Consider the following 24,578-nt stretch of genomic DNA (forward strand, 5'->3'; position numbering starts at 1 on the left):
TTACTTCCCTTTTTGTTTACTTACTTTTTCTTTCTTAATTACTTTATTATTTTTTTCGTCGTAAACAGCATCTTCGATTTTGGTACCGGTTTTACTAAATATTTTAATCTTAGGATCGGTATGAGTTCCGGTAATAACAATTGGAAAACCAATAATACCAAAAGGTGGTAATCCCAATCGCATTCTTAAATCTAGCAATCCGTCGAAACTTGTAGTTCCTTTTATGGTAGGTTTAAAACTGGCAACACTAAAAGTGAAATCTTCAATATGGATCAAATTATTATCTATAGTCGAGTTGATTTCGATTCCTTTCAGGTTAGGATCATCTAAGCCTTTTTGTCCGGTTTGGGAACTAATTCCGTCAAATAATTTTAATCCTTTGATTTTTACATCTCGCAGATTCAATTTTCCGCCACCTTCCAGAGAGGCGTAAATAGGACTCATGTTTCCGTCTAAGTCGCCTTTTATTTTATAATCGACAGAAATTATTCCCTGTGCTTTTTCTGCCGCCGTAACCATATCATGAAACATAGGAATCTCTTTGTAAGCTCTTTGAACACTAAAATCTTTAGCTGTAAAATGAGCATCAAAATTCGCAGATGTTGGTGATTCGTCTTTATAAGCAGCGTCAATTCCTAAAATGCAATCAATGATATTAAACGTGGTATTTTCTAAATAAAAACCTCCTTTATTGATTCCTATTTTACCGTTTAGTTTATTTAAAACCAATCCGTTATATTCTATTTTATCTGCATTTGCCGTAAGTGCCACATTTAGGTTTTTGGGTACAATGACAACTCCGCTCATTTTTGGATGATCTTCTTTGGCATATTCTACTTCAAGATTTCTATCTGTATTTTCCCCTTTTTTAAGCGCCATAAATTCATCGACATTAATCAGTTTTGATTTCATGTTGAAGTTACCGCTCAAAGTTCCGTGTGATTCCAGAAAGTAATTAATGGTGTTTAATAAATATCCATTAATATCAAAATCTGATTTTCCGTAAGTAGCATTGAATTTTTCGAACCACATTTTTTCATTTTGAAAACGGAAATTTCCTTGTTTGATAAAAAATGATTTCGGAAAAAGCTCTGATGTTGCTTTGATGTTTTTTAGTATAATCGTTCCCCGATTATCCAATTTATCATATTGTCCGTTTGTGGCGTAGCTTTGTTTTCCTTTCAGCGAAAGATCTGCTTTTGCATAACCCGTTACATCAAGACCTTTTTGAGAAAAAACCTGATAAATACGTCCCACATTAAGTTCTCCTTTTATTTTTGCATTATAAGCTAAATCACTAAAATCTGATAATGTAGCATTTACATACATTGGATTTCCTTCAAAAACAAATGATGCGGGAGCAACGGCAACAATCAAATCTTTGAATGTTCCTGCTTTGTTAAGCACATTTGCAACAAATGTAATATCTGTAATTGGGTTAGGATACGAGTCGGTTTTTAGCCAGCCATTGTGTAATGCAATTCCGCCAATTGTTTTAGGAAATAATTTTTTTGAAGTACTAAAAATACCTTTTGCCTGAATATTCGTTTTTAGAATTCCTTTTAAGTCAATAGTTGACAAGCCCAATGCAGCATCAACTGTAGCTAAGTCTAGTGCACCTTTTACGCTTGCATCTACTGTCATTTCGTTAAAACCTTTACTGCGCAGATATGCCGTGAAATAATCTTTTTCTCCTACTTTAAATTTAAAAGTCTGTAGGTTAATTAAAAGCTTTTCGACATCAAGTGAAGGCAAAATAGCATTTAGATTCATCTGAAAATCAGTTAACGGCGCCGGCGCATTTTGATAATTGATAGCACCTTTATCAATTTTTAGATTAAAAGCTAAATCCGGTTTTAGATTTTTGGCAACATTATAATCTCCTTTAAAAGTGAAAAGTAAATCACTGTTACCGGAGATTTCGGTTTCATCCATCCAGGTTAAATATTCCGGAGGCATAACAGAAAATAAATCTTTTAAAGTCGTATTTTCAGATGCTGCTTTGATATTTATTTTATATCCGTCTCTTAAAATTGTAAATAATCCGGTAAACTTTAAAGGTAATTTGTTGATTTTTAACTCGTTTTTTTGAAGTATAAACGAAAGTGCATGTGTATTGATTCTGGTAATTAAATCAGCACGGACTTCTTTTTTTCTAAGATAAGCTGTTCTGTCGTAATAAAAATCGACATTATCAATTTGTGCATCAGTATTTAAGTCAAATATATCTTCGCTTAAATTTCCTTTTCCCACATAATTGAATCCTTTTGCATCAACAAGAATTTTTGCAGAGCGATCGTTGTATTTTATATGACAATCCTCAAGGTCAATTCGTTCTAATCGAATAGCGGTTCCTTCTTCGGGCGCATTGGGATCCTCTGGTTTTTTGTCACGATCTTCAGGAGCCACATAAATATTATAATTGGCTTGTCCTTTTTGGTTGACCATTATATTAATTAAAGCTTTGGAAACGTATAATTTATTGATTTTTACTTCGTTGTCAAAAATCAATCTTTTTAGGTTAATACCAAAAGCAACTTGTTCTGCTTTTAGTAATGTATCATTGCTAAACGGCGCTGATCCTGTCATTGACAAATCATCAAGCGAAACCGTTAACGAAGGAAAATGTGTAAAAAAAGAAAGTCGGGATTTAGAAAAATCCAGCTTTGTATCTAAACGTTCATTGGCAATTTTTTTAACTTCTGCAGCGACAGTTCCGGGAAATAGTAACGGAATCAAAAATAGTAACAGCAAGATACTTGCTATTACTATTCCGGTTACTTTTAATATTTTTAGGCTTATATTTTTATATGAGTTTTTCATATCATTGGCTTTAATGTGTTATTATTTGCCTTTTTCTGACTGAGCTTTTTTAGCGTCTTCCTCTTTTTGTTTTTCCTGCTTTTGCTTTTCTTTATCGGCTTTTTCTTTTTCTTCCTTTGCTTTCTCAGCTTTCTCTTTCTCAGCTTTTTCTTTTTCTTCTTTCGCTTTTTCAGCTTTTTCCTGCTGTTCTTCTTTTTTCTTTTCTTTTTCTTTCTCTTTTTTCTTAAAGTATCCTTTTAGTAAAAAGTTACTTTTTGCAGCTTCCATATTTTCGCTGAAACCTTTAGTACCGGATTCTAAATTAGAAAGTGTGTTAGAAACGCTGTTTGCCATTTTATCATCACGAACCAATCGTGCCAATGCACCATTTCCGGTATTCATACTATGACTAAAAATCGCAAGTTCATCTGTTATTACGGCAGCGTTGTCAACACTTTTCTTTACGCTTTTCATTAAATCCTGCATTTCGATTCCGTTTACAGATGCAATTGCGCCACCATTTTCTATCACTTTTGTTGATTTTACACCAGGAGAAATAGTTAGTACTTTGTCGCCCATTAAACCATCAGAACCAATACTTGCGCGGGCATCTGTTTTAATAAATTCGCGAACTTCATCTTTTATGACCATTCTTACTACAACAGAAGAATCGTTTATTAATTGAATTTCTTCAACCGTTCCGATATTGATTCCTGAAAAACGAACATTGTTTCCCACCTCTAAACCGCTTACGGTTTTAAACTGTGATGTGATGTTGAATGTTGAGCCAAATAGATTTTTTTGTTTTCCAATAAAATAGATTGCCATAATAAAAAGCAATAAACCTATTGTTACAAACATCCCTAATTTCCAAGTATATCCAGATTGCTTATCCATGATTTCTAATTATTTATTTTTAGTATTATTGAAAAAAAGAGCGAACCCATTCGTCTTCGTCTTTTTCTAGTTCTTCGTATGTTCCTTCTGCGTGTATAACTCCGTCTTTTAAAACCATAATTCTGTCAGCTGTAAGTTTTGCACAAGCCATATCATGAGTAATAATGATCGAAGTCGTTTTGCGTTTATGTTTTATATCGAGAATTAACTCGCTTATTTCTCTTGATGTTATGGTATCTAATCCCGTGGTAGGTTCATCGTATAATATGATTTCCGGTTTAAGGATTAAAGTTCTGGCTAAGCCAATTCTTTTTTGCATACCGCCGGATAATTCAGATGGCATTTTATCGATTGCATCACTTAATCCTACATTATCCAGGGCTTCCATTACTTCACTTTCAACTTCTTCCGGAGTTAAATCTCTTTTATGTTTTTTTAATGTAAAAGCCAGATTTTCTCTAACTGACATTGAATCGTATAATGCACCACTTTGAAACAAGAATCCAATTCGTACTCTTATTACATTAAGTTCTGGTTTACTCAGGTTTAATACATTTTCATCAAAGACTTTTATTTCGCCCTTATCAGGTTCAATTAAACCTACAATACATTTTATTGTAACAGACTTTCCAGATCCTGATCGTCCCAGGATTACTAAATCTTCTCCTTTGTTTACTGTAAGACTAACACCTTGCAGGACTTTGTTGTCTTTGCCAAAAGTTTTATGCAAGTCTTTGATCACAATTATTGGATCTTGCTTTTTAGCCTTTTTAACGGGTTCTGTATTTTCTTTTTCCTTAATCATCTTAAAAAAATAAATCGGTTATTTGAACAGCGACCATATCAATAATAAAAATGGTTAGCGAAGCTGTAACAACAGCTGAATTAGCTGCTTTACCAACACTTTCAGTTCCATTAGAAGCATTAAAACCTTTATAACAACCAATCATTCCTATGAAGAATCCAAAGAAGAATGTTTTGACTGTTGCGGGAATTATATCTAAAAATTCAAGTGATTGAAGAATTTGTGTCAGATAACGATAAAAGTTTACGTCACCATGAATATTAATACCAACATATCCGCCAAGAATACCAACTGCATCTGCAAAAAATACTAAAATAGGAACCATTAACGTACACGCTAAAATTCTGGTTACTACTAAATAGTTATACGGATTGATAGCGGAAACTTCCATGGCATCAATTTGTTCTGTTACTTTCATAGAACCTAATTCGGCACCAATTCCTGACGAAATTTTTCCTGCACAGATTAGCGCTGTAATTACTGGCGCAATTTCTCTAATCAATGATAATGCTACCATTCCTGGCAACCATGATTCGGCACCAAATTTTACCAAAGTTGGTCTTGACTGAAGTGTCAGTACCAAACCCATAATAAAACCGGTTATAGCAACAAGCGGCAAGGATTTATAGCCTATAACATAACATTGTTTCAAGAACTCTTTTGTTTCATAAGGCGGTACAAAAACCTCCTTAAAAAACTGCTTTGCAAACACGGTTGCATTTCCTATTTCTGAGAATGTATTTTTTAGAGTAAGTATCAAAATACTATAGTTTTAAGTTAAAATCTAATGCATCAAAACCAACTGTTTAGAAGGTTGTATACCCCTTGATTATTATAGATTAAAATTACTTTATAACTACAGAAAAAATCTTACACAACTTTTTTACATCTTTATATAATTAACATAATTGAACACAATAATTATAATAAAGCCACGTTGCGACGAAAGTGTTAAAAACAAAAAATCCCTTTTAGAAAGGGATTTTTAGGGTTCAATAATAGTATATTTAGTCAGTGTATATGTTTATGAGTTGATGGCAATTCCTGATTTAGGTTTATTTATCGGAATAACTTTTATCTCAGCTATTTTAAGATTTTCCATTAATAATCGTGCTGTTAAGAAACAAACTGTAGATTCTGCACCCTGGTTTAGATTTACGTTATCTTTTTCAAGTCCGTCATAACCTCCTCCGCTAATTGGGTTGTACATAATTTGTCCTAAATGATTTTTTCCTAAAAACCAGTTAAAGGCAGTTTTCATTTTAGATTTGTATTCCGGAGTTCCAAATGCACTATAAAACGAATTTAAAGTATGAATCGTGTAGGCAACATCAATTGGCTGTTCGCCATATGGGTGTACTTCTGCTTGTGAGTCTCTGTGCAACCAGCCATTATTAGAAATTACTTTAAAGTTTTTACCGTTAAACATTTTAGACATTAAAAAGTCAAGTGAGTCTAATGCTACTTTTTTATAAATAGGTTTATTGGTCGTTAAGTAAGCAAATAACATAGATTCCGGTAAAATTCCGTTTCCGTATGTCATATAGTTTTCAAACCATTTCCAGTCATTAGAAGCGTTGATTTCATAATTAGAAAGCAATTTAGCATTCAGTTTATTAATAATCGCCGCAACATATAAATTAGGAACAGCAGTATGATATAAGTATAATCCTTTTGTTGCAAAGCCAATAGAACGTGGCGACTGAATATTTTCTGCCCATTTTAAGGAATTCAATAAACATTTAGAAGCTTTTTTGGTAATCGCTTCCGGCAAAATGTTTGCGTTTGCAACCACAGTTCCCAAAGCCCAAATTGCTCTTGCATTTGAATCCTCTAAATTTACTTCGGCATTTTGTTCTACATGCTCACGGTTTTCCTGATCGACATAATTGATGAAATCTCCTTTTGGCTGCTGACAACGTAAAATAAAATCTAAATAGATTAAAATATAAGCTAAATCTTCTTTGTTCTGAGTTAGTTTATAATGCATACAAACGGCAATTAAAGCGCGTGCATTATCATCTAACGTATAACCTGATTCTAAATCAGGAACTGAGATTTTGCTAAACTGAATAATTCCTAGATCAGTTGTCATTCTTTTAATATGTGCCAATTGAATAGAAGGGTAGCTGAATTTTATTTCAGATGGATTATCAATCAATTGTTTGTATGTATTCATGTGCGTGATAGCAGCGTTTTCCCAAGATGAAGCGCGCATTTTTCTAAAAGCATTAATTCCCATTTCTTCTCTTAGATTATCATCTGAAAGTAATTTGATGGCAGCATCAGAAAATTGATCTACATTTCCAATATCAACTAATATTCCTGAATCTGGTGTAAGAACCTCTAAAGTATGCGGAATTTTTGACGCAACAATAGGGCAGGCACAACTCATTGCATAAGCAAAAGTGCCGCTTACTGCCTGATTTGGATCTTTTGAGGTAAATAAATAAACATCTGTCGCTTGTAGATATTCTAAAAGTTCATTTGTATCCAGATATTCATTTATAAAACGTACGTGATCTTTTAAATTTAAATCATTAACAATTCCTTCCAGTTTATCACGATAAGCATCAACGCCGTCAACAATTAAATTTGGATGTGTTTTGCCAATGATTAAATAAAGTGCGTTTGGCGTATTTTCGATGATTTTTGGCAAAGCCTGTAAACCTGTTTCTATATTTTTTCCTTCTCCTAAAAGACCAAAAGTTGCTAATACTTTTCTATCCTGGATATTGAATTTTTCTTTTGCTTGTTGTGGCGCTTCATAAATTACAATATGAGTTCCGTGAGGTACACAAGTAATAATTTCGTCTTTGATATCATAATCTCTCATCAAAATTTCTTTTGACTGGTTGGTCATCACAAAAACCGAATTGCTATAAGAAAGAAGCAATTTTACGAATGTTTTTAATTCGTTGTTCGGATTTGGGATCACGCTATGAAAAGTATAGGTAACCGGTTTTTTAATTACATTTAAAAAATCTAATAAGTAATCTCCATAGTTACCTCCAAATAAACCAAACTCATGTTGAATATGTACTAGTTTTACCGATTCGTCTTTATTGATTTCTTCGGCAACAAGCGTATATTCTTCTTTTTCTTTTGTGTTTAAAGTATAAGCTTGTGTAGCATTTGCTTTTGGTTTATCAACCAATTCGCAAATCTGACAAGTTATAGATTTACCAAAAACATCTGTAATTCCTTTTATGGTATCCTGCGTATATGTTGCTATTCCACATTGCGTTGGAGGAAATGTAGATAGAAAAACTATTTTTGATTTATTTGAGATCGTTTTCATTAGATTCTTTTTTATTTCAGTTATAAGTCGTTTTGGTTCAATGAGACTATGAAGTGAATTTTACCACTATTTATGGTCATTTTCATATCTCTAATAATATTTAGATAAAATTACTTTAACGATAAAGGCATGATTAATCCAATCGATCAAAAAATTGACTCAAAAGCATTTATGTGGGAATTTTGTAACGAAAAGGATGAATTATAAAAGTAACCCAAAATTTTGATTTATAGTTGATTGCGATAAAAAATTAACGTTTAGAGTCAAACGTTTTTGTACGAATTAAGGAACTTTGAGTAACAAACAAATCAGACTTGTAAAAAAGTCATTTATATAAATTAAAAAATCAGGATTATGTTAAGATGGACAGTCACATTTATAATTCTAGCTATAATAGCCGGAATTTTTGGTTTTGGAGGAATTGCTGCCGGAGCCGCTAGTATTGCAAAAGTTTTATTCTTTATATTTTTGGTATTATTCGTAATCTCATTAATTACAGGAAGATCAAAAGTTTAGCAATTATTCGTTAACCACATAAAAAGCGACCTCGTACTTTAATACGAGGTCGCTTTTTTTATTTATTTCAGGTTTTTAAATCGTAACTAAATTAATTAACGAAAAGAATAATGTTTTCTGGTAATCGATGCAATTGGAAGCCCTATACAAAACATTAAAATGAGTATTGATAAGAGTAGGGGAAAGTCTAAATGTTTTTCAGGTAAAAGCGGAAATACGATTGGCAGTACAATTAGATTCATTACAATCCAGACAAAAATTCCGTAGAGAAATCCTGACATTATAGTGTTCTTTTTAAGAAACGGGAGATACGGATAAATGATAAAGTAGAACCACGCAAAACTAAAAGCAATTATATAATGAAGTCCAAGCCCGTACCACGCCATTTGTGATCCTGCCGTATAAGCATCTTTTTTAAAAATACCACTTGCTATAGATTGTAGAATCTTAATGGCGGTAGTTTTTTCCAGTATTACAGCATAAACTATTATGGCAGCAAGAATATCAAGTGTTCCTGCTATTAAGCCCGATAAAAATATAGTTTCGGATTTTGATTTCATCTATATAATTTTAATGTTCTGTAATTTTATAATGTCGTTAGATAATGGTTGATTTTATGCAGCTGATTGGTATGTCTTTGAGTATGTACAAGGGCAAAATTAATCCATTCATAAATTGTAAAATTTTCAAAACCGGGCACATTAAAATCAAGACAGGTTAAGGTTAAATCGTGATTTTGTGATGCGTCAAGCAAATCAGATTCTATTTTAAGCAGCGATAAAGTCAGGGAGTTTTTATTGTAGTTCTTAATTTCGGGTTTTAAGAAATCCGGAGCATCCATTTTACTATTAAAATTGAGAAAAATAGCTTCAAGTTCTTTTACATGTTCGTCGTATTTGCGAATTGTTTTTTTAGTTTGTCCCGAAAACAATTCAGGATAACCGGAATTTCCCAGTATAATATGCTGTACAACCTGACCGGGAGTCCAACTTCCTTTAAACGGAACTGTATTTAATTCTTCTTCAGAAAAAGAAGAGATGATTTCGTTTAGTTCTTTAAACGTTTCAACAATATTTTTTTGAAGTTCAGTTTTCATTTTGTTGATTTTTTGAAATTGAAATTAGGGACTCACAGATGTTATCCACCATACATTTCCAAAAGGATCCGTTACACCACAGGTTCTTCCGTAATCCTGATCGCTTAATTCCATGAGATTTGTAGCACCATTTTCTAATGCTTTCTTATAAGTTTCGTCAGCATTAGGCACATAAACAAAGAGGTTGGCAGTTTGCTTTGTCCAGTCTTTTGTTTCGTCTGTAACCATAATTGTGCTTCCGTTCAGGGTAATTTCGGCATGCATAACAGTTCCGTCATCGCGTAAAACTTGTTGATTAGAATCTTTTGAATCGAAAACTTTTTTTGTAAAGTCGATAAATTGTGCGGCACCTTTTAAAATTAAATAAGGCATTATAGTCTGATGTCCTTCTGGTAAATTCATTTTTTATTGTTTAATAATTAGCACGATAAATTTACAATTTTAATTTTAATAATTTAAAAATCAGATAATTGTGTTTTTTTTGCTTATAAAAGAACTTCGCAATGAAAACCATGAGCGTTAAGAAGGTCAATGATTGTTTTATTTGAAATTGACACACTATGAATTCGCAAAATCTTATCACAATCTTCCAAATCAAAATTAATTGAACTGTTTGGAAAATGCTCAAGAAGTTTCTCGACAATCATTTTCGATTGTTGTACTTCCTGAACATTTGTTTTAAAAACTTCGATCATCATTTTGATAAATTTATAAAGCAATATTTTTATATCGCTCAATTTTATGATAATAAGTATAGGAGATGGCAAGGATTACCAAAAATATCAGCGGAAAAAAGGATTGAAAATTAACGCCGTCAACAGCTAGATGACTTATACAGGCAAATATAAAATCAAAACCAAATCCCGCATAAGCCCACTCTTTTACGTTTTTAGGAATCTGTGGAATGACTAATATCAATACGCCTAAAATTTTAAAAACGACTAAAGCGTTACCAAAATATTCAGGATATCCTAAATGTTTGATTCCCTCTTTTGCCATTTCACTCTGCGAAGTCAAAGCTGGCATAACCCCTTCGAATAAAAAAATAATAATAGTAGTAATCCAAAAAATAATTTTTGCTTTTTTCATAGGTTTGTTTTTTTAAATGGTTATTGGTTAATGTATTACAAACTTACAAATGTTATTTTTTGTATGGAATAGTTATTTGCGACTATTTTAAGGTCATTTAGGACAAAGTGAGGAAGATTTGTAGTTTTAAGAGAATAGAGTATAGATGCAAGATGCAAGATTTTGGAGAAGTTTGTCATCCTGAGGAACGAAGGATCACACTAAAAGCTCCGTAATCTGGATCTAATCTTTGTAGAATCCCGCGTGAGATCCTTCGTTCCTCAGGATGACAAGATTGCGGTTAGCTATAATAAGTAAAATAAAAAACCCGTTTTTATCCGCGCTTTCGAAAAGCGAATCCGTGTCATGCGCGTACCATTTTACTCGGTTTTCAAAATATAATTTTTAATGATAAATAAATCTTCAAAACCTAATCTGGTGTAGATATCTTTTCCCATTGCTGATGCTTGCAATAAGGCATATTCCGCTTTTAGATCTATAGAAAGATTAAGGGCAAATTTCATGATTTCTTCTGCAAAGCCTTTTCTGCGCATTTCAGGGATAACGCCGACGCCATGAATTCCGATGTTGTTTTTAGTCTGAAAAAGCATAAAAGTTCCAATAGGCTGATTTTCGTAATAAACCAGGTAGAAATGAACATTATTGTGATTGTGAACCAGGATTTCTTTGCTGATTACATAGCCAAAGGCATTTGGATATAAATCAGACCAGATTTTGGCATCTTGTTCGTTATCTATTTTCTTAAAGCTAAGTGTATTTTGAAGCGTAAATTCCTGATCTAATTTTAAAGCCATTGCAACTTGTTCGGTTTTTAAGGCAAAACCATATGCTTCAAGTATTTCATAAGATTTTGTTCCGAAGATATCCCAATACGGTAAAACCAAACCCGAATTGGATTGCATGGTTTTGATAATATCCGGCAGATTATTTTTTGTAATATCGTTGCGAAGCCACAATTTATTAGGCCAGCCTGAATTTTCGATTTTACAATATTCGAAAATATCATTTTTATGATAGGATAGGAAAGGAGTTCCTACGGTTTTCCAAAAATCGGTAAGGTTGTTAATATTGTCTTCGATGAGGTTTGTATTTTTCATTTTGATGCAATTGAGAGACAAAGATAACTTTAGGTTTTATGACAAACCTTTACATATGTTGATTTACAAATCTTTTTCGAGCGTTTTTCTAATCCGGCTTAATTGTGTTGGCGTGATTCCTAAATGCGATGCAATATGGTGTAATGCAATTCTCTCTGAAATATCAGGATGTTTCGATAAAAGGTCCAGATATCTTTCAGTTGCGTTTTCCATGACGATGGAGATTTCTCTTTGTTCTTTTTCGATTACCCAGTTTTTTTCTAAGTAAGCAATGTAAAAGTTTTTTAAATCATCATTATCAAAAATCAGTTCTCTGTATTTTTTATAATTAAGATGGATTAACGTAGCATCTTCGAGTGCTTCAATTGCAAAATCAGAAGGCGTTTGCTGTATTAATGAAGCGGTTGAACCTGCAAGATCTCCTTCGAGAAAGATGTTTTTGTTGTAAATATTTCCTTCTCTATCAGTTATAAAAGCTCTTAAAGCGCCTTTTGCTATAAAGTAAATTTCTTTTGCAATTTGTCCATTCCTTAAAAGTAGATCTCCTTTTTTTACAACTTGAAACTCGGTTATGCTTTCTATTAATTTCCAGGATTCATCAGAAATAGGAGCATAACTTTCAAATTTCAATTTTAAATCTTTGAGATATTTACTTTGTTCAGCTACCATTTTGAGTAATAATTTTTCACGATCAAAAGTATTTAATTGTGATGGATTTTTCATAAAAAAAAACCGCTAAAAACTTAAAAGTAATCTAGCGGTTAAATCAAAAAGGTTTTATACGTTTAAGTATAATTTTTTATTTCATTACAGCATTAATCTGCATAATGATAAATACTTTTCTTAATTGTATTTTTTATTTTTTCGAGCGTCACTTCGGTTACACCGCCTTCATAATTCATAGTAAGAGCAACTTTATCTTTAGTAATTTCATAATCAATTGAGATTAGTCCATTTTTATTTACTTCAACAGATTTATTTTCGGTTGGAATCGTAGTTAAATAAAACTCAGTTTCTTCTACTTCTTTGTTTTTTATAATATTTTGATACGCTTTATCAAGATCTGTACTTGCTATTATACATTCTCTTCCGGCTCCCATTTCTACTTCGATATCCTTGCAGTCTTCTTTATCTTTTAGCTCTTCTGGTTTTTCTTTTTTTATTATGGAAACTGCAGGTACAGGTTCTTTTGTTGCTTTTAATTCTTCTTCCGAATTATTTTTTTTACAGTTTGTAAAGAATAAAGCTAAGAGTGCAATGCATGCGATTTTTTTCATGGGGCTAATTTTATTAGGATTGTTTTATTTGTAGAAATGGTATTTTTCGTTCTTAAAAGAATTTGATCAAAAATAAAAAAATAAACTGAGATAATGGTACGCGGATGATACGGATTCGCTTTGCGAAAGCGCGGATATTCGCGGATTTTTTATTCTCAATCTTGTAAAGGATCGCATTAGAAATACGCAAATTAAATCGCTAATCTTTGTAGAGTTCCGTGTGTGATCCTTCGTTCCTCAAGATGATAAGATTGTGGGTAACTATAATGAATAAAAGAAAAAATCGGTTTAAATCCGAGTTTTCGCGATAGCGAATCCGTATAATCCGCGTGCCATTTCAACAGCATAAAAAAACGCTGTAAAACCTAAGTCTCACAGCGTTTTCATCTCAAAAAATAAATAATTAACGGGTAACGGGTATTATTTCCAACCACCGCCCAATGCACGATATAAATCGGTATTGGCAGATAATTGCTCTCTTTTTATGTTAGCCAGTTCCAGCTCACTTTGCAATAAATTTGCTTGGGCAGATAAAACTTCAAGATATTCTGCCATACCATTTTTGAATAACAAATTGGCATTTTTGATGGCTTGTTGCAACGTTTTGACTCTTTCTTTTAGAAAAGATTCTTGCTGTTGCAATTTTTCAACTTTTACCAGAGCATCAGATACTTCGCTAACAGCAACCAGAACTGATTGTCTAAAACTTATAACTGCTTTTTCTCTTTCGGCAACAGCAATATTATATTGCGTTCTTACTTTTTTGTTGTTTAACAATGGTTGTGTTAAACCTCCGGCAACGGTTCCGAACAATGAAGCTGGAATGTTGAACCAACTACTTGTTTCGAACGAGTTTACTCCGCCTTGAGCGGTAATTTTAAGTGACGGATACAAATCGGCTTTTGTGATTCCAACATTTGCGTTGGCTACTTTAAGCGCTAATTCGGCACTTTTTACATCCGGTCTGCGGCTTACTAATGAAGACGGAATTCCGATTGCATTATTATTTTTAACTTCCAGAACACTTAAACGTGTTGTTCTTGTTTTAGAATTTGGGAATGATCCTGTCAGAACGCTTAAAGCATTTTCCTGAATGGCAATGTTTTGTTCTAATTGTGGAATCAATTGTGCCGAAACTAATTTTTGTGCCTCGGATTGTTGAATTCCTAATGAAGTTACCTGACCAGCATCGAATTTTAATTTAATGATATTTGTTGTACTATCATTTAGTTTTAAATTTTGTTTGGCAATTTCTAATTGTGCATCTAACATTAAAAGATTGTAATATCCTTTAGAAACATTGGCTACAATATTAGTCTGCAACGCTTTTTTAACTTCTTCTGATTGAAGATAACCTGCATAAGCGCCTTTTTTCTGATTACGGATTTTTCCCCAAATATCAGCTTCCCAGGAAAGTGAAGCTCCGGCAGAATAGTCGTCAATGTGTTTTTGACCTAAAGCCTGATTCAGGTTCATTCCTGTAAAACTATTGTCAGACGGATTGCTTGTACTTGCGTTTACGAATAAATTTGCCTGAGGAACATTTCCCCATTTAGATTGTGTAAATCTGTATTGCGCAATTTCGATATTTTTAGTAGCAATCTGTAAGTCATTATTTCTGGCTACAGCACTATCGATAAGCTGAATAATATCTTGTTCTGTAAAGAAATTTTTCCACTCCAAATCTCCAATACTCGTAGTATCTTTTGAAACCGATGCACTCCTGAAATTTTCAGGAAATGCATCTTTTGGAGTTTCAATATCCTTCGAAACTTTACAGGATATTATTGTGGTGATCAAAATAGCGACCATCACGATTTTGGTTATATAATTTTTCATTTTATAGGTTGTCATTAAATTTCTGTACAAGTATCTTTTCTGGTTTCAAGATCTCTTGAGATTTTATAGGATATGTATCCAATGCCAATTATAATGGCTACGAGGATTGTCGTTATATAGTTTTCCATTTTTATTTTTCTTCGTTATGAATTACGGCTACTGGTTTTCCAGAAACCTTTTCTTGTAAATATTGGAAGATGATGAATAAAACCGGGATAATAAATAATCCCAATATTACTCCTGATATCATACCTCCGGCGGCACCAATACTAATAGAGTGGTTACCTTGTGCTGATGGACCTTTTGCGCTCATCATTGGGATCAATCCCACAACAAATGCTAATGATGTCATGATAATTGGTCGCAAACGTAGTTTTGCAGCATCGATTGACGCTTTTACTAATGCCTGACCAGATTTTCGTTTCTGTACCGCAAACTCCACAATTAAAATGGCATTTTTGGCGAGCAGACCTATAAGCATTACCAGTGCAACTTGTACATAAATGTTGTTTTCGATTCCAGTTAATCCAATGGCAACAAATACTCCAAAAATACCTGCAGGAATTGATAAGATTACAGCCAATGGCAATATGTAACTTTCATACTGTGCAGCAAGTAAGAAATAGATGAATATCAAACACAGTAAGAAAATCGTTGCTGACTGACCTCCGGACGAAATCTCTTCACGAGTTTGTCCTGAAAATTCAAAACCATAACCCGCAGGTAATTGTTGTGCTGCAACTTCCTGTATTGCTTTAATGACATCTCCGGAACTAAATCCTGGTTTAGGAATTGCATTGATCGAAATCGAATTAAATAAGTTGTATCTCGAAGCGGTTTCTGAACCATAAATACGGGTTAGTTTTACTAAAGTATTTATTGGTACCATTTCGCCTGTTTTGTTTTTTACGAAAACCCGGTCAATTGATGATGGGTCAGCTCTGTCAGCGATATCTGCCTGAACTACAACTCGGTAATATTTACCAAATCTGTTAAAGTCAGAAGCTTGCGCACTACCAAAATAAGTTTGCATGGTTTGTAAAATGTCTTTTACTTTTACGCCTAACTGATCTGCTTTTTCATCATTAATATCCAATTGCAATTGAGGATAATCGGCTTTGAAAGAGGTAAACGCTACAGCAATTTCAGGACGTTTCATCAATTCTCCGATGAAGTTTTGAGAAATTCCGCTAAACTTATCCAGTTTTCCTCCGGTTTTATCCTGAAGTACTAAATCTAAAGCTTCTACGTTACTAAATCCGGGAACGGTTGGGAAACTAAATACGAAGAAACTTCCGCCGGAAATAGCTCCAAGTTTACCACGAACCTGATTCATGATTTCATCAATGTTTTTAATATCTCCACGATCTTCATTTGGTTTAAGCAATACGAAAACAACTGCAGAAGATGGGCTTGTAGAATTCGTCAATAAGTTGAAACCTGAAATCGCTGTTACAAAACGAGATGCATCTAAACCTCTTAATGTGTTTTCAGCTTCGGTCATTACTTTTTGAGTTCCGTCAAGTGATGTTCCAGAAGGTGTATTTACTGCAATGGCAATAAATCCTTGATCTTCTGTAGGGATAAATCCTGCAGGAGTTGTTTTTACCATTACTATAGTTGCTACAGTAATTAAAGCCAGACCTCCTAAACTTAACCATTTTCTACGGATTAAAAATTTCAAACCTCCAACATAACGGTTGGTTAGGGAATCAAAACTTTTATTGAATCCGTTAAAGAATTTTTCTTTAAATCCTTTTTTCTGATACGTTGCATCACCGTGTGCTCCGTGATTGTCTTTTAAGAATAATGCAGCAAGTGCAGGACTTAAAGTTAAAGCGTTTACGGCCGAAATTACAATTGCAATTGCCATCGTAAAGGCAAACTGACGATAGAAAACTCCTGTTGAGCCTTCCATAAAACCAACCGGCAGGAATACGGCAGCCATTACCAGCGTAATCGAGATAATAGCACCCGTTATTTCGTGCATTGCTTCATGAGTTGCTACTTTTGGAGACAAATGTTTGTGCTCCATTTTAGCATGCACGGCCTCGACGACCACAATGGCATCATCGACCACAATACCAATCGCCAGAATTAATGCGAAAAGTGTCAATAAGTTGATCGAAAATCCAAATAACTGCATGAAGAAGAACGTTCCTAAAATTGCTACAGGTACAGCAATAGCCGGGATTAATGTTGATCTAAAATCCTGAAGGAATATAAATACTACGATGAATACCAATATAAACGCTTCAAGTAAAGTATGCTGAACTTGCTCTATAGATTGATCTAAGGCAACTTTTGTACTATAGAAAATGTTATGTTTTATTCCGGTTGGGAAATCTTTTGAGGCTTTAACCATCAATTTGTTGATCGCAACCTGAATATCATTTGAGTTTGAGCCTGCTAACTGGATAATACCAATTACAACTCCTTTTTTACCATTTAAACGGGTTAAACTGTTATAAGAGTAAGCACCAAGTTCTACTCTCGCTACATCTTTGAGGCGAAGTACTGAACCGTCAGGATTAGAACGTATAGCAATGTTTTCATATTCTTCAGGTTTAGTTAATTTTCCTTTGTATTTAATAACATATTCAAAAACTTCTTTACTTCTCTCTCCAAATTTACCCGGAGCAGCTTCCAAACTTTTATCCTGAATCGCGCCCATGATTTCGTTTGGAGTCACTTTGTAAGTAGACATTTGCGTTGGGTTTAACCAAACACGCATCGAGTAATCTTTTACACCTCCAAAAATACTGGCAGAACCAACTCCTGGAATACGTTTGATCTCCGGAATAATATTGATTTGTGCATAATTGGCAACAAAAGTCTGATCGTATTTTGACTCATCATCGGTATACATACCAATTGCCATAATAAAACTGTTTTGTTGTTTTGCAGTAGTTACACCTTGTTGCACAACTTCTGCTGGTAATTGGCTTGTTGCCTGAGCAACCCTGTTTTGTACGTTTACCGCAGCCTGATCTGCATTTGTTCCTAATTTAAAGAAAACTGTAATAGCAAGAGATCCGTCATTACTGGCTGTAGAACTCATATAAGTCATGTTCTCAACACCGTTTATAGACTCTTCTAATGATGGCGCCACAGAACGTAAAACCGTTTCGGCGTTCGCTCCCGGATAAACTGCCGTTACCAAAACCGATGGCGGCGCAATATCAGGAAACTGTTGTAAGGGCAACTTCGTAAGACCAAGTATACCTAATATTACCAATAAAATGGAAATAACGGTTGCCAGTACAGGTCTTTGTATAAATATTTTGAACATTTTCGTAAAAATTATTTTTTATTAATTATTTGGGCAACTTTTGCAGGTGATGATTTTTCTGGCTGAATTACTTGTCCGTCCTGAAGTTTATCGATACCGCTTAATACAATTTGGTCACCAGATTTTACACCGTCTTTGATTAAGTAGTTTGTACCACTTTTTCCAATAACCGTGATTGGCATTTTAGCTACTTTGTTTTCTTTATTTACTGTGAAAACAAATACTTTATCCTGCATTTCTACCGTAGCAGATTGAGGAACCAAAAGCGCATCATCATGTTGAAGACCTAAACGAATTTTTCCTGTGTTTCCTGAACGTAAAGTCCCGCCAGTATTAGGAAAAGTCGCTCTTAAAGTAATTGCACCTGTAGTTTTATCAAATTGACCGTCTACCATATCAATTTTTCCGGTTTGAGGATAAGCGTTGTTATCTGCCAAAATCAAAGTAACCGGAGGTAATTTTTTTAGTTTATCACCTAAACTGTTTCCGGCGTATTGTGCTTTAAAGTTGATGAAATCTGTTTCGCCTAAAGAGAAATAAGCAAAAACTTCATGAACATCAGATAAGTTTGTTAATGGTTCAATATCGCTTGCAGAAACTAAACTTCCTTGTTTTTTAGGTAATCTGCCAATATAACCACTCACTGGAGCTGTAACATTGGTATATCCCAAATTAATTTTAGCAGATCCTACCATGGCTTTTGCCTGTTCGATATTTGCAGCAGCAATTTTTTGTGAAGCCTTCGCTGTTTTTAACTGATAATCAGAAACTACCTTGTTTTGTACTAGCGGCGTTAATTTGTCAATTTCTAACTGAGCGTTTATCAAAGCAGCTTCGGCAGCATGAAGATTTGCCAATGCATTGTTTAATTGTTCACGAAACGGACGCTCGTTTATTTTAAATAAGGTCTGACCTTTACTTACATAAGCTCCTTCGTCTACAAAAACTCTTTCAAGATTTCCGCTTACTTGCGGGCGAATTTCAACATCTACAGTTCCTTGTATAGAAGCTGGATATTCAGCATCTGTAGTAGTGTTTTCGCTTGTTACAGCTAGAACTGGTAATAATGGGGGAGCCGGAGCTGCAGGAGCTTGTGACTTATCTGCACAACTGCTTAGCACTAGTGCCAGAATAAAACTGGTTATAATTACATTTTTCATTTTAGTATTGGTTTTAATTTGTTGGACATTCTTGTTGTTTAAAAATTGTGGTATTATGGCATTCTCAAAATTCATATTTAATTATATTAAATTATCTAACGTTGTTAAGTAAATTGGTACAGAAATCCATATAATGATGCCTTCCAATTCTATTTCATAATTGGTATTAAATTATTTATCACTGTTAAGTAAAATAGAAAAAAGCTTCTGTATTACTGTATTAAATTTTCTAACAGCGTTAAGTAAAGCAGTAAAAAAATAGTTGCTAAATTACTTCATTAAATCATTTACCACTGTTAAGTTAAAATGAAATTTTTTTTATTGTATTGATTTTATAATTCCTCCAATCGCATCTTTTAAGATTTGATTGTTAATAGTTTCCATTATTTCACTTTTGTTAATGATATTTATGGCGATCAAACCATGAATAACAGAAAAAAATGTAAAATATTTTTGCTTGATAACTTCATCAGTAGGATTGCTTTTTTGCATGATCTCAGCAATTACCGAAGTAAATAATTTATAAGGTCTTTCCTGAGCTGAACATTGTTGTGAGCAGCAATTCATTTGTACACCAAACATTACCTGATACATTTCAGTATCTGTAAATGCAAAATCCCAATACGCCATCCACATGGCTTCTAATTGTTCTTCCGGCTTTTCAAATTTATCACGGGCTTCCTGCAGTTCTTTTGCTAACTTAATAAAGCCTTTTCCAGTTAATTCATTTAAAATTGCTTCTTTATTCGAAAAGTATTCATAAATGATTGGGGCAGTATATTCAATCTTATCAGCAATTTTTCTCATACTCAGACCTTGCCATCCTTCTTCTTTGACGATAGCATAAGCAGCCTCAAGAATATTAGTTCTTGTCTCTTCTTTTTGTCTTAAAATTCGATCTTTACTTGCCATTTTTAATGAGTATTAAATTGTTTAACACCGTTAGGCAAATGTATGGCGGTTTTTCTAATTATGAAATGAAATTATCATAATATTTTCTTATTGTTGTATAGACAAGTATTAAAAACCGCCAAAAGCCTTTAGTTATAAGGAGTTTTGTAATTTGATATTTTTTGAGGAGCAGATCATTTTTTGTATTCAAGATCATTTTTCCCGCTCTTCACTATATCTTTTTATGGTAAACCCTACCATAAAAAGGATGCCGTTTCGATCGGGGCTAAGCGAGAAGTTATTTTTTTTATGAGATTTGTAGTTTAATAAAGCGATAAATTTCCAGAGTAATTATACATATTGTAGGCTGAATTTTAATCTGATTAAATTATATTGGTTGCGCCCAAAATGATGCTGGATTAAAATCCAGCCCTACAAAATAATTCGAACCTACAGCTCTCTTTTTTATCTGAGATTAAAAACACAAAGATTTTAAAATTCCGAAGGAATGATTCATATTGTAGAGCTGGACTTTAGTCCAGTTTTAATATAAAGTTGCATTAGGAAACCCCATAAAGAGTATTTATTTTCTCATTTACACCATTATAATATGGAGTTTCAATTCCGTGCTTAATGGCGTTTTCAATCACATAATCTACTAAAAATTGTTTCTCGGTTTGATTGTGGTTTTCAAAATCCAATTGTAACGATGATTTAGATTCAAACGGAAATTTAGTCAACAAGTCTTTAGCCGTTTCAATATCTTCGTTTGTTAAACCAATATTGTTTTTGCTGTCAAGTGAATGAATTTCTTTCATCATATTTTCCAGAATGTGCATTAGATTTTGATCTTCAAGAAGTTGACCAAAAGTAACTTTATAAGCAGAAGTTATCGCAGCAACTGGCGCAACAAACAAATATTTCTTCCATAATATTTCGTTGATATTAGCAATATACGTAATGTCTAAACCTCCGGCAGTTAATAAATCAATTAAGGTTTTGTTTTCTTTTCCGCCAACGAAAATTTTTCCAGGTCCGCCAATGTGTTGTACATGTCCGGGTTTCTTTACATTCGAAGCTACATAAATGCAGCCTTCCATAATGAGACCAACTTCAGGTAACGTTTGTCTAATTATTTCTTTGGCATTTACAACATTTTGCAAAGTGATTATGATTGTTTCATCGTTTATACAATCTTTATAAGTCGATAAAATACTGCTTATCGAATAGGATTTACAGGTAAGGATTAATACATCCAGAATTCCAATTTCTGTTGGATTATCTGATACAAGATCCGGAAATATAGTTTCTGTCGTGCCTTTAGATTCAAATAATAAACCATCGTTTTGAATCGCTTTTTTTATTTCACCTCTACAAATGAATATAATTTTAGTGTCACTATTTTTATATTTTTTAGCCAATGGAGCACCAACAAATCCGCCGATTCCACCAAGTCCAAGAATTCCTATTTTTGTTGTCTCTGAGTTCATATTGTAGTATTTTGGGTTCTAATTTCTGCTGCAAAGTAAATAGGTTCAGGATCATTAATTGATGTAAAAATATAGGTTATATTTGTAAAAATTAAGGATTATGAAAGACACGTTTTTTATTTACAAAGATTTCGAAATTTATTCTGTCGAAGAACTTACCTGGAAGAAAGAACTTCACAGGCATAATTTTTTTGAATTGTTATATATCGAATACGGAACGGGCAATCATATCTTAAATTCAATTCCTCACCACTATAAACAAAATGATATTTATTTGCTTACGCCAAAAGATTATCATTCTTTTAAAACACTTGAACCAACGAAGTTTCATTGCCTGCGTTTTCTGCCTAATTTTTTTTCGAACAAAAAAGAGATCGAAGAAATCGAGAAGTTGTTTTATTACCACAATCAGACCAATGGAAATTTGATTTTTCTTGAAGACGATAAAGCTTTCTGCGAAGTACTTATTTTAAAAATACTAGAAGAAGTTGATAAGCAAAAAGGACAAAACGAAATTATAATCAAAAGTTTGATGATGTCGCTTATCCAGATTATTCGAAGAAACACTAATATAGATAATAGCAATTTAAATATTCAGACAACCGAGGTTTTGAAGATTGATACTATTTTAAGTTACATTAGGTCAAATATCGCTAACCCGCATTTGTTAAAGAAAAAAGAAATGGCGAATCATTTTAATGTTTCTATCCATTATATAGGAGAGTATTTTAAAAACAATTTGAATATTACGCTGAGGGATTATATAGAGCAGACAAAACTGAAAGTGATTACCGAAAAACTGAGCAAAAGCAATTTGACTTTTTCAGAGATTAGTAATGATTTGGGGTTTATTGATAGTAGTCATTTTAATAAATTTATGATGCGAAGTACCGGAACTTCTCCATCTCAATTTAAAAAATCCCTTAGCATTTCATAATAAAACTATGCGTCTATTAAACTGGACTGAAGTCCAGCTCTACAATATAGGATGAGCCTTTGGCTCTTATTTACAAGCATAAACACATAAATCGTAAAATTCCGAAGGAATGATAAATATTGTAGAGCTGCACTTTAGTCCAGATTTATGATCAATGATGTTTTTAATGTTTATTTTACAAAATCCATTTCGACATGCTCAATTCCGGCATCGAGAAAATAATTCTCAGTTTGTCTGAATCCGTTTTTGATATAAAACTGACTTGCATTTACCTGAGCGTAGAGATAGACTTTTTCTTCGTTTTTTAGATCGTCTAATATTTTCAATAAAATAGCTTCGCCAATTCGTTTTCCTCTAAAGGAGTTTAAAACAGCAATTCTTTCAATTTTTGCACCTTTTTCCATTTTACGGTATCGCGCCGCTCCGGCTGGTTCTCCGTTTACCGTTGCTAAATAATGTACCGCAACTTCATCATCCATAGATTCGCGTTCTTGCGATACATTTTGTTCTACCACAAATACTTGTTTTCTAATTTCGAATGCAATTTCTATTTGTTTTTGATTGTCGACTTTCTCGACTATAATAGTTGTATTACTCATTTTGTTTTGACGTTTGATATTCTGGATTTGTAGTAAAAATAATTTACGTACAAATATATGTAGTTAACTACATATATTCAAAATGAAATTTGATATTTAAGTTTTTTTTATAACCAATTTGAGTAATAATTGTTTTCCGGAGCAGAAAAATTTCATTCAGTATAAGTTTAGTCCCGCTGTACACTATATCTTTTTCTGTCTAAAAAAAGCCAGAAAAAGGATGCCGTTTCCATCGGGGCTAGAAGAGAGGTTTAGGGATTTAATCGCATTTTATACAGATGCTTAATAAATGTCCCTAAAACAATTAAACTGATTTATTCAATTCAGTCAATTGCATAATTTTGTATTATTACAAAAAAAAGATGAAAACGATAATAGCTTTAAAAGTTGCAATTGTTACGATAATGATGCAACAATCGGTACAATCTCAAGAGGTGAAAAAAGATACAAAAACACCAGAAGTAAAATATAGCATCGAAAACTGTGTCAATCATTTTGACTTAAGTAAAGCAACAAAAACAAAAGTTGGTTATCAATATTGGTTCGCAGATAAAAACTTTACTCAGGAAAACACGCTTAAGATAAGTATAGTAGAACCCGGGAAATCAACTCATGCACCACATCATCATGAAGAAGAAGAACTTTTTTATATTCTGGAAGGTAAAGCGCAATTTTATCTTGACGGAAAAACAGTTACAGCCGGTCCTAATACCAGTTTTTATTGTCCGCCAAATGTCGAACACGGAATTAGTAATGTTGGCGATACAGATTTGAAATATTTGGTTATCAAAAAGGATTTGAGATAATATTTTCTATACAAAAAGTGGTTTTATAGTACTATATTTCTGGAATAGCCCCGATGGAAACGACATCCTTTTTCTGGCTTTTTAGACAGGAAAAGATATAGTGTACAGCGGGAGTGTATTTGTAATGAATACAATTTATTTGCTCTTGAAAAATCAAAATAAAAAAAACACCTCTAAACTTTGCTTTTAAAGGTGTTTCTAAAATTATTCGTTATTTAGTAAATAAGCTTTATTACTTTACATAGTTTGGTGAAACACAAGTTTCCCAATAGCTTACAATTGTTTTTATGGTTTTTTTAATTTCTTTATAATCCGTAGGTTTAACAAAAAATCCCTGAATTGATTTTGAATAGGCGTCAACAACGTGTTTTTGTTCTGCGCTGGTAGAAAAGAACAAATAGGGGATCGACTTAAGTCTTAAATCCTCGTTTTCATGAATTTTATCCCGCAATTCCATACCACTTAGTTTTGGCATATTGATGTCAGAAAAAATGATAAAAGGTTCTACTTGTGTAGAGGTTAAGTATTCTAATGCTTTTTCGCCTTCGGTAAAAAAGATAATTTCATTTTTATAATCAAGCTCTTTAAAAACATCAGTTAAAATGTCCTGATCATCCAGATCGTCTTCGATTATAATAATTGGTCCGCCTTTGTTCATTTATATTTTTTATAAAGGTAGCTGAT

Annotated in this window: 23 protein-coding genes; 3 read left to right on the top strand and 20 right to left on the bottom strand. The window is 33.1% G+C overall.

Annotated elements, in window-relative coordinates; genetic code table 11:
- From ASF10_RS21510 to ASF10_RS21530, 5 genes are all read right to left on the bottom strand, one after another.
- Complete coding sequence (locus ASF10_RS21510) at positions 1 to 2,823, bottom strand: AsmA family protein (protein WP_056254035.1); 2,823 nt, start codon at positions 2,821 to 2,823, stop codon at positions 1 to 3.
- Between the two features lie 21 nt (positions 2,824 to 2,844).
- Positions 2,845 to 3,699 carry an MlaD family protein gene (locus ASF10_RS21515; protein WP_056254039.1) on the bottom strand — a complete coding sequence of 285 codons (855 nt, stop codon included), beginning with the start codon at positions 3,697 to 3,699 and terminating at the stop codon, positions 2,845 to 2,847.
- Positions 3,700 to 3,724: 25 nt separating this feature from the next.
- Positions 3,725 to 4,504 (bottom strand): ABC transporter ATP-binding protein, encoded by a 780-nt coding sequence (locus ASF10_RS21520; protein ID WP_056254042.1) that lies wholly within the window; start codon positions 4,502 to 4,504, stop codon positions 3,725 to 3,727.
- A gap of 1 nt (position 4,505) precedes the next feature.
- Positions 4,506 to 5,264 carry an MlaE family ABC transporter permease gene (locus ASF10_RS21525; protein WP_056254044.1) on the bottom strand — a complete coding sequence of 253 codons (759 nt, stop codon included), beginning with the start codon at positions 5,262 to 5,264 and terminating at the stop codon, positions 4,506 to 4,508.
- A 264-nt stretch (positions 5,265 to 5,528) separates the two neighbouring features.
- Entirely contained in the window at positions 5,529 to 7,805 is a 2,277-nt protein-coding gene (locus ASF10_RS21530; RefSeq protein WP_056254046.1) for a glycosyltransferase, read from the bottom strand.
- Positions 7,806 to 8,159: 354 nt separating this feature from the next.
- On the opposite strand from ASF10_RS21530, the gene ASF10_RS24000 reads away from it, so the two are divergent.
- Complete coding sequence (locus ASF10_RS24000) at positions 8,160 to 8,321, top strand: DUF1328 family protein (RefSeq protein WP_082472486.1); 162 nt, start codon at positions 8,160 to 8,162, stop codon at positions 8,319 to 8,321.
- Between the two features lie 95 nt (positions 8,322 to 8,416).
- Here ASF10_RS24000 and ASF10_RS21535 read toward each other — a convergent pair whose 3' ends face one another.
- From ASF10_RS21535 to ASF10_RS21595, 13 genes are all read right to left on the bottom strand, one after another.
- Positions 8,417 to 8,881: a hypothetical protein gene (locus ASF10_RS21535; RefSeq protein ID WP_056254049.1), complete on the bottom strand. Its 465-nt coding sequence runs from the start codon at positions 8,879 to 8,881 to the stop codon at positions 8,417 to 8,419.
- A gap of 26 nt (positions 8,882 to 8,907) precedes the next feature.
- Complete coding sequence (locus tag ASF10_RS21540) at positions 8,908 to 9,417, bottom strand: DinB family protein (protein WP_056254051.1); 510 nt, start codon at positions 9,415 to 9,417, stop codon at positions 8,908 to 8,910.
- Positions 9,418 to 9,441: 24 nt separating this feature from the next.
- The gene (locus ASF10_RS21545) at positions 9,442 to 9,819 is read right to left on the bottom strand and encodes a VOC family protein (protein WP_056254053.1); all 378 of its coding nucleotides are present in this window, start codon (positions 9,817 to 9,819) and stop codon (positions 9,442 to 9,444) included.
- 83 nt (positions 9,820 to 9,902) lie between these two features.
- Positions 9,903 to 10,115 (bottom strand): hypothetical protein, encoded by a 213-nt coding sequence (locus tag ASF10_RS21550; protein ID WP_241774997.1) that lies wholly within the window; start codon positions 10,113 to 10,115, stop codon positions 9,903 to 9,905.
- A gap of 10 nt (positions 10,116 to 10,125) precedes the next feature.
- Positions 10,126 to 10,506, bottom strand: a complete 381-nt coding sequence (locus ASF10_RS21555) for a DoxX family protein (protein ID WP_056254057.1) — start codon at positions 10,504 to 10,506, stop codon at positions 10,126 to 10,128.
- 359 nt (positions 10,507 to 10,865) lie between these two features.
- Positions 10,866 to 11,603 carry a GNAT family N-acetyltransferase gene (locus ASF10_RS21560; protein ID WP_056254058.1) on the bottom strand — a complete coding sequence of 246 codons (738 nt, stop codon included), beginning with the start codon at positions 11,601 to 11,603 and terminating at the stop codon, positions 10,866 to 10,868.
- Between the two features lie 63 nt (positions 11,604 to 11,666).
- Positions 11,667 to 12,326, bottom strand: coding sequence for a Crp/Fnr family transcriptional regulator (locus ASF10_RS21565; protein WP_241774998.1), 660 nt, complete (start codon positions 12,324 to 12,326; stop codon positions 11,667 to 11,669).
- Positions 12,327 to 12,418: 92 nt separating this feature from the next.
- A complete protein-coding gene (locus tag ASF10_RS21570) occupies positions 12,419 to 12,880 on the bottom strand; it encodes a hypothetical protein (RefSeq protein WP_056254061.1) in 462 nt (153 codons plus the stop codon).
- 420 nt (positions 12,881 to 13,300) lie between these two features.
- Positions 13,301 to 14,719, bottom strand: coding sequence for a TolC family protein (locus tag ASF10_RS21575; protein ID WP_056254333.1), 1,419 nt, complete (start codon positions 14,717 to 14,719; stop codon positions 13,301 to 13,303).
- A gap of 130 nt (positions 14,720 to 14,849) precedes the next feature.
- Positions 14,850 to 18,011, bottom strand: coding sequence for an efflux RND transporter permease subunit (locus tag ASF10_RS21580; RefSeq protein WP_056254065.1), 3,162 nt, complete (start codon positions 18,009 to 18,011; stop codon positions 14,850 to 14,852).
- 11 nt (positions 18,012 to 18,022) lie between these two features.
- Positions 18,023 to 19,246, bottom strand: a complete 1,224-nt coding sequence (locus ASF10_RS21585; protein WP_056254068.1) for an efflux RND transporter periplasmic adaptor subunit — start codon at positions 19,244 to 19,246, stop codon at positions 18,023 to 18,025.
- Between the two features lie 243 nt (positions 19,247 to 19,489).
- Positions 19,490 to 20,083, bottom strand: a complete 594-nt coding sequence (locus ASF10_RS21590; RefSeq protein ID WP_056254071.1) for a TetR/AcrR family transcriptional regulator — start codon at positions 20,081 to 20,083, stop codon at positions 19,490 to 19,492.
- A 539-nt stretch (positions 20,084 to 20,622) separates the two neighbouring features.
- Positions 20,623 to 21,552 (bottom strand): ketopantoate reductase family protein, encoded by a 930-nt coding sequence (locus ASF10_RS21595; protein WP_056254074.1) that lies wholly within the window; start codon positions 21,550 to 21,552, stop codon positions 20,623 to 20,625.
- A 100-nt stretch (positions 21,553 to 21,652) separates the two neighbouring features.
- Here ASF10_RS21595 and ASF10_RS21600 point away from each other — a divergent pair, with 100 nt between their 5' ends.
- Positions 21,653 to 22,489, top strand: a complete 837-nt coding sequence (locus ASF10_RS21600) for an AraC family transcriptional regulator (protein ID WP_056254077.1) — start codon at positions 21,653 to 21,655, stop codon at positions 22,487 to 22,489.
- Between the two features lie 170 nt (positions 22,490 to 22,659).
- Here ASF10_RS21600 and ASF10_RS21605 read toward each other — a convergent pair whose 3' ends face one another.
- Entirely contained in the window at positions 22,660 to 23,088 is a 429-nt protein-coding gene (locus ASF10_RS21605) for a GNAT family N-acetyltransferase (protein WP_056254082.1), read from the bottom strand.
- Positions 23,089 to 23,450: 362 nt separating this feature from the next.
- Between ASF10_RS21605 and ASF10_RS21610 the strand changes: the two genes are divergently transcribed.
- Positions 23,451 to 23,894, top strand: a complete 444-nt coding sequence (locus ASF10_RS21610) for a cupin domain-containing protein (RefSeq protein ID WP_056254083.1) — start codon at positions 23,451 to 23,453, stop codon at positions 23,892 to 23,894.
- A gap of 232 nt (positions 23,895 to 24,126) precedes the next feature.
- Here the strand turns inward: ASF10_RS21610 and ASF10_RS21615 are convergent, their stop codons facing one another.
- Positions 24,127 to 24,552 carry a response regulator gene (locus ASF10_RS21615; RefSeq protein ID WP_056254085.1) on the bottom strand — a complete coding sequence of 142 codons (426 nt, stop codon included), beginning with the start codon at positions 24,550 to 24,552 and terminating at the stop codon, positions 24,127 to 24,129.
- Positions 24,553 to 24,578: the final 26 nt, after the last annotated feature.

The organism is Flavobacterium sp. Leaf82 (assembly GCF_001422725.1).
Taxonomy (GTDB): domain Bacteria; phylum Bacteroidota; class Bacteroidia; order Flavobacteriales; family Flavobacteriaceae; genus Flavobacterium.

Coding starts and splice junctions, on each gene's coding strand:
- ASF10_RS21510 (WP_056254035.1), bottom strand. CDS start 2,823: ATGAAAAACTCATATAAAAATATAAGCCTAAAAATATTAAAAGTAACC.
- ASF10_RS21515 (WP_056254039.1), bottom strand. CDS start 3,699: ATGGATAAGCAATCTGGATATACTTGGAAATTAGGGATGTTTGTAACA.
- ASF10_RS21520 (WP_056254042.1), bottom strand. CDS start 4,504: ATGATTAAGGAAAAAGAAAATACAGAACCCGTTAAAAAGGCTAAAAAG.
- ASF10_RS21530 (WP_056254046.1), bottom strand. CDS start 7,805: ATGAAAACGATCTCAAATAAATCAAAAATAGTTTTTCTATCTACATTT.
- ASF10_RS24000 (WP_082472486.1), top strand. CDS start 8,160: ATGTTAAGATGGACAGTCACATTTATAATTCTAGCTATAATAGCCGGA.
- ASF10_RS21535 (WP_056254049.1), bottom strand. CDS start 8,881: ATGAAATCAAAATCCGAAACTATATTTTTATCGGGCTTAATAGCAGGA.
- ASF10_RS21540 (WP_056254051.1), bottom strand. CDS start 9,417: ATGAAAACTGAACTTCAAAAAAATATTGTTGAAACGTTTAAAGAACTA.
- ASF10_RS21545 (WP_056254053.1), bottom strand. CDS start 9,819: ATGAATTTACCAGAAGGACATCAGACTATAATGCCTTATTTAATTTTA.
- ASF10_RS21550 (WP_241774997.1), bottom strand. CDS start 10,115: ATGATGATCGAAGTTTTTAAAACAAATGTTCAGGAAGTACAACAATCG.
- ASF10_RS21555 (WP_056254057.1), bottom strand. CDS start 10,506: ATGAAAAAAGCAAAAATTATTTTTTGGATTACTACTATTATTATTTTT.
- ASF10_RS21560 (WP_056254058.1), bottom strand. CDS start 11,603: ATGAAAAATACAAACCTCATCGAAGACAATATTAACAACCTTACCGAT.
- ASF10_RS21565 (WP_241774998.1), bottom strand. CDS start 12,326: ATGAAAAATCCATCACAATTAAATACTTTTGATCGTGAAAAATTATTA.
- ASF10_RS21570 (WP_056254061.1), bottom strand. CDS start 12,880: ATGAAAAAAATCGCATGCATTGCACTCTTAGCTTTATTCTTTACAAAC.
- ASF10_RS21575 (WP_056254333.1), bottom strand. CDS start 14,719: ATGAAAAATTATATAACCAAAATCGTGATGGTCGCTATTTTGATCACC.
- ASF10_RS21580 (WP_056254065.1), bottom strand. CDS start 18,011: ATGTTCAAAATATTTATACAAAGACCTGTACTGGCAACCGTTATTTCC.
- ASF10_RS21585 (WP_056254068.1), bottom strand. CDS start 19,246: ATGAATTTTGAGAATGCCATAATACCACAATTTTTAAACAACAAGAAT.
- ASF10_RS21590 (WP_056254071.1), bottom strand. CDS start 20,083: ATGGCAAGTAAAGATCGAATTTTAAGACAAAAAGAAGAGACAAGAACT.
- ASF10_RS21595 (WP_056254074.1), bottom strand. CDS start 21,552: ATGAACTCAGAGACAACAAAAATAGGAATTCTTGGACTTGGTGGAATC.
- ASF10_RS21600 (WP_056254077.1), top strand. CDS start 21,653: ATGAAAGACACGTTTTTTATTTACAAAGATTTCGAAATTTATTCTGTC.
- ASF10_RS21605 (WP_056254082.1), bottom strand. CDS start 23,088: ATGAGTAATACAACTATTATAGTCGAGAAAGTCGACAATCAAAAACAA.
- ASF10_RS21610 (WP_056254083.1), top strand. CDS start 23,451: ATGAAAACGATAATAGCTTTAAAAGTTGCAATTGTTACGATAATGATG.
- ASF10_RS21615 (WP_056254085.1), bottom strand. CDS start 24,552: ATGAACAAAGGCGGACCAATTATTATAATCGAAGACGATCTGGATGAT.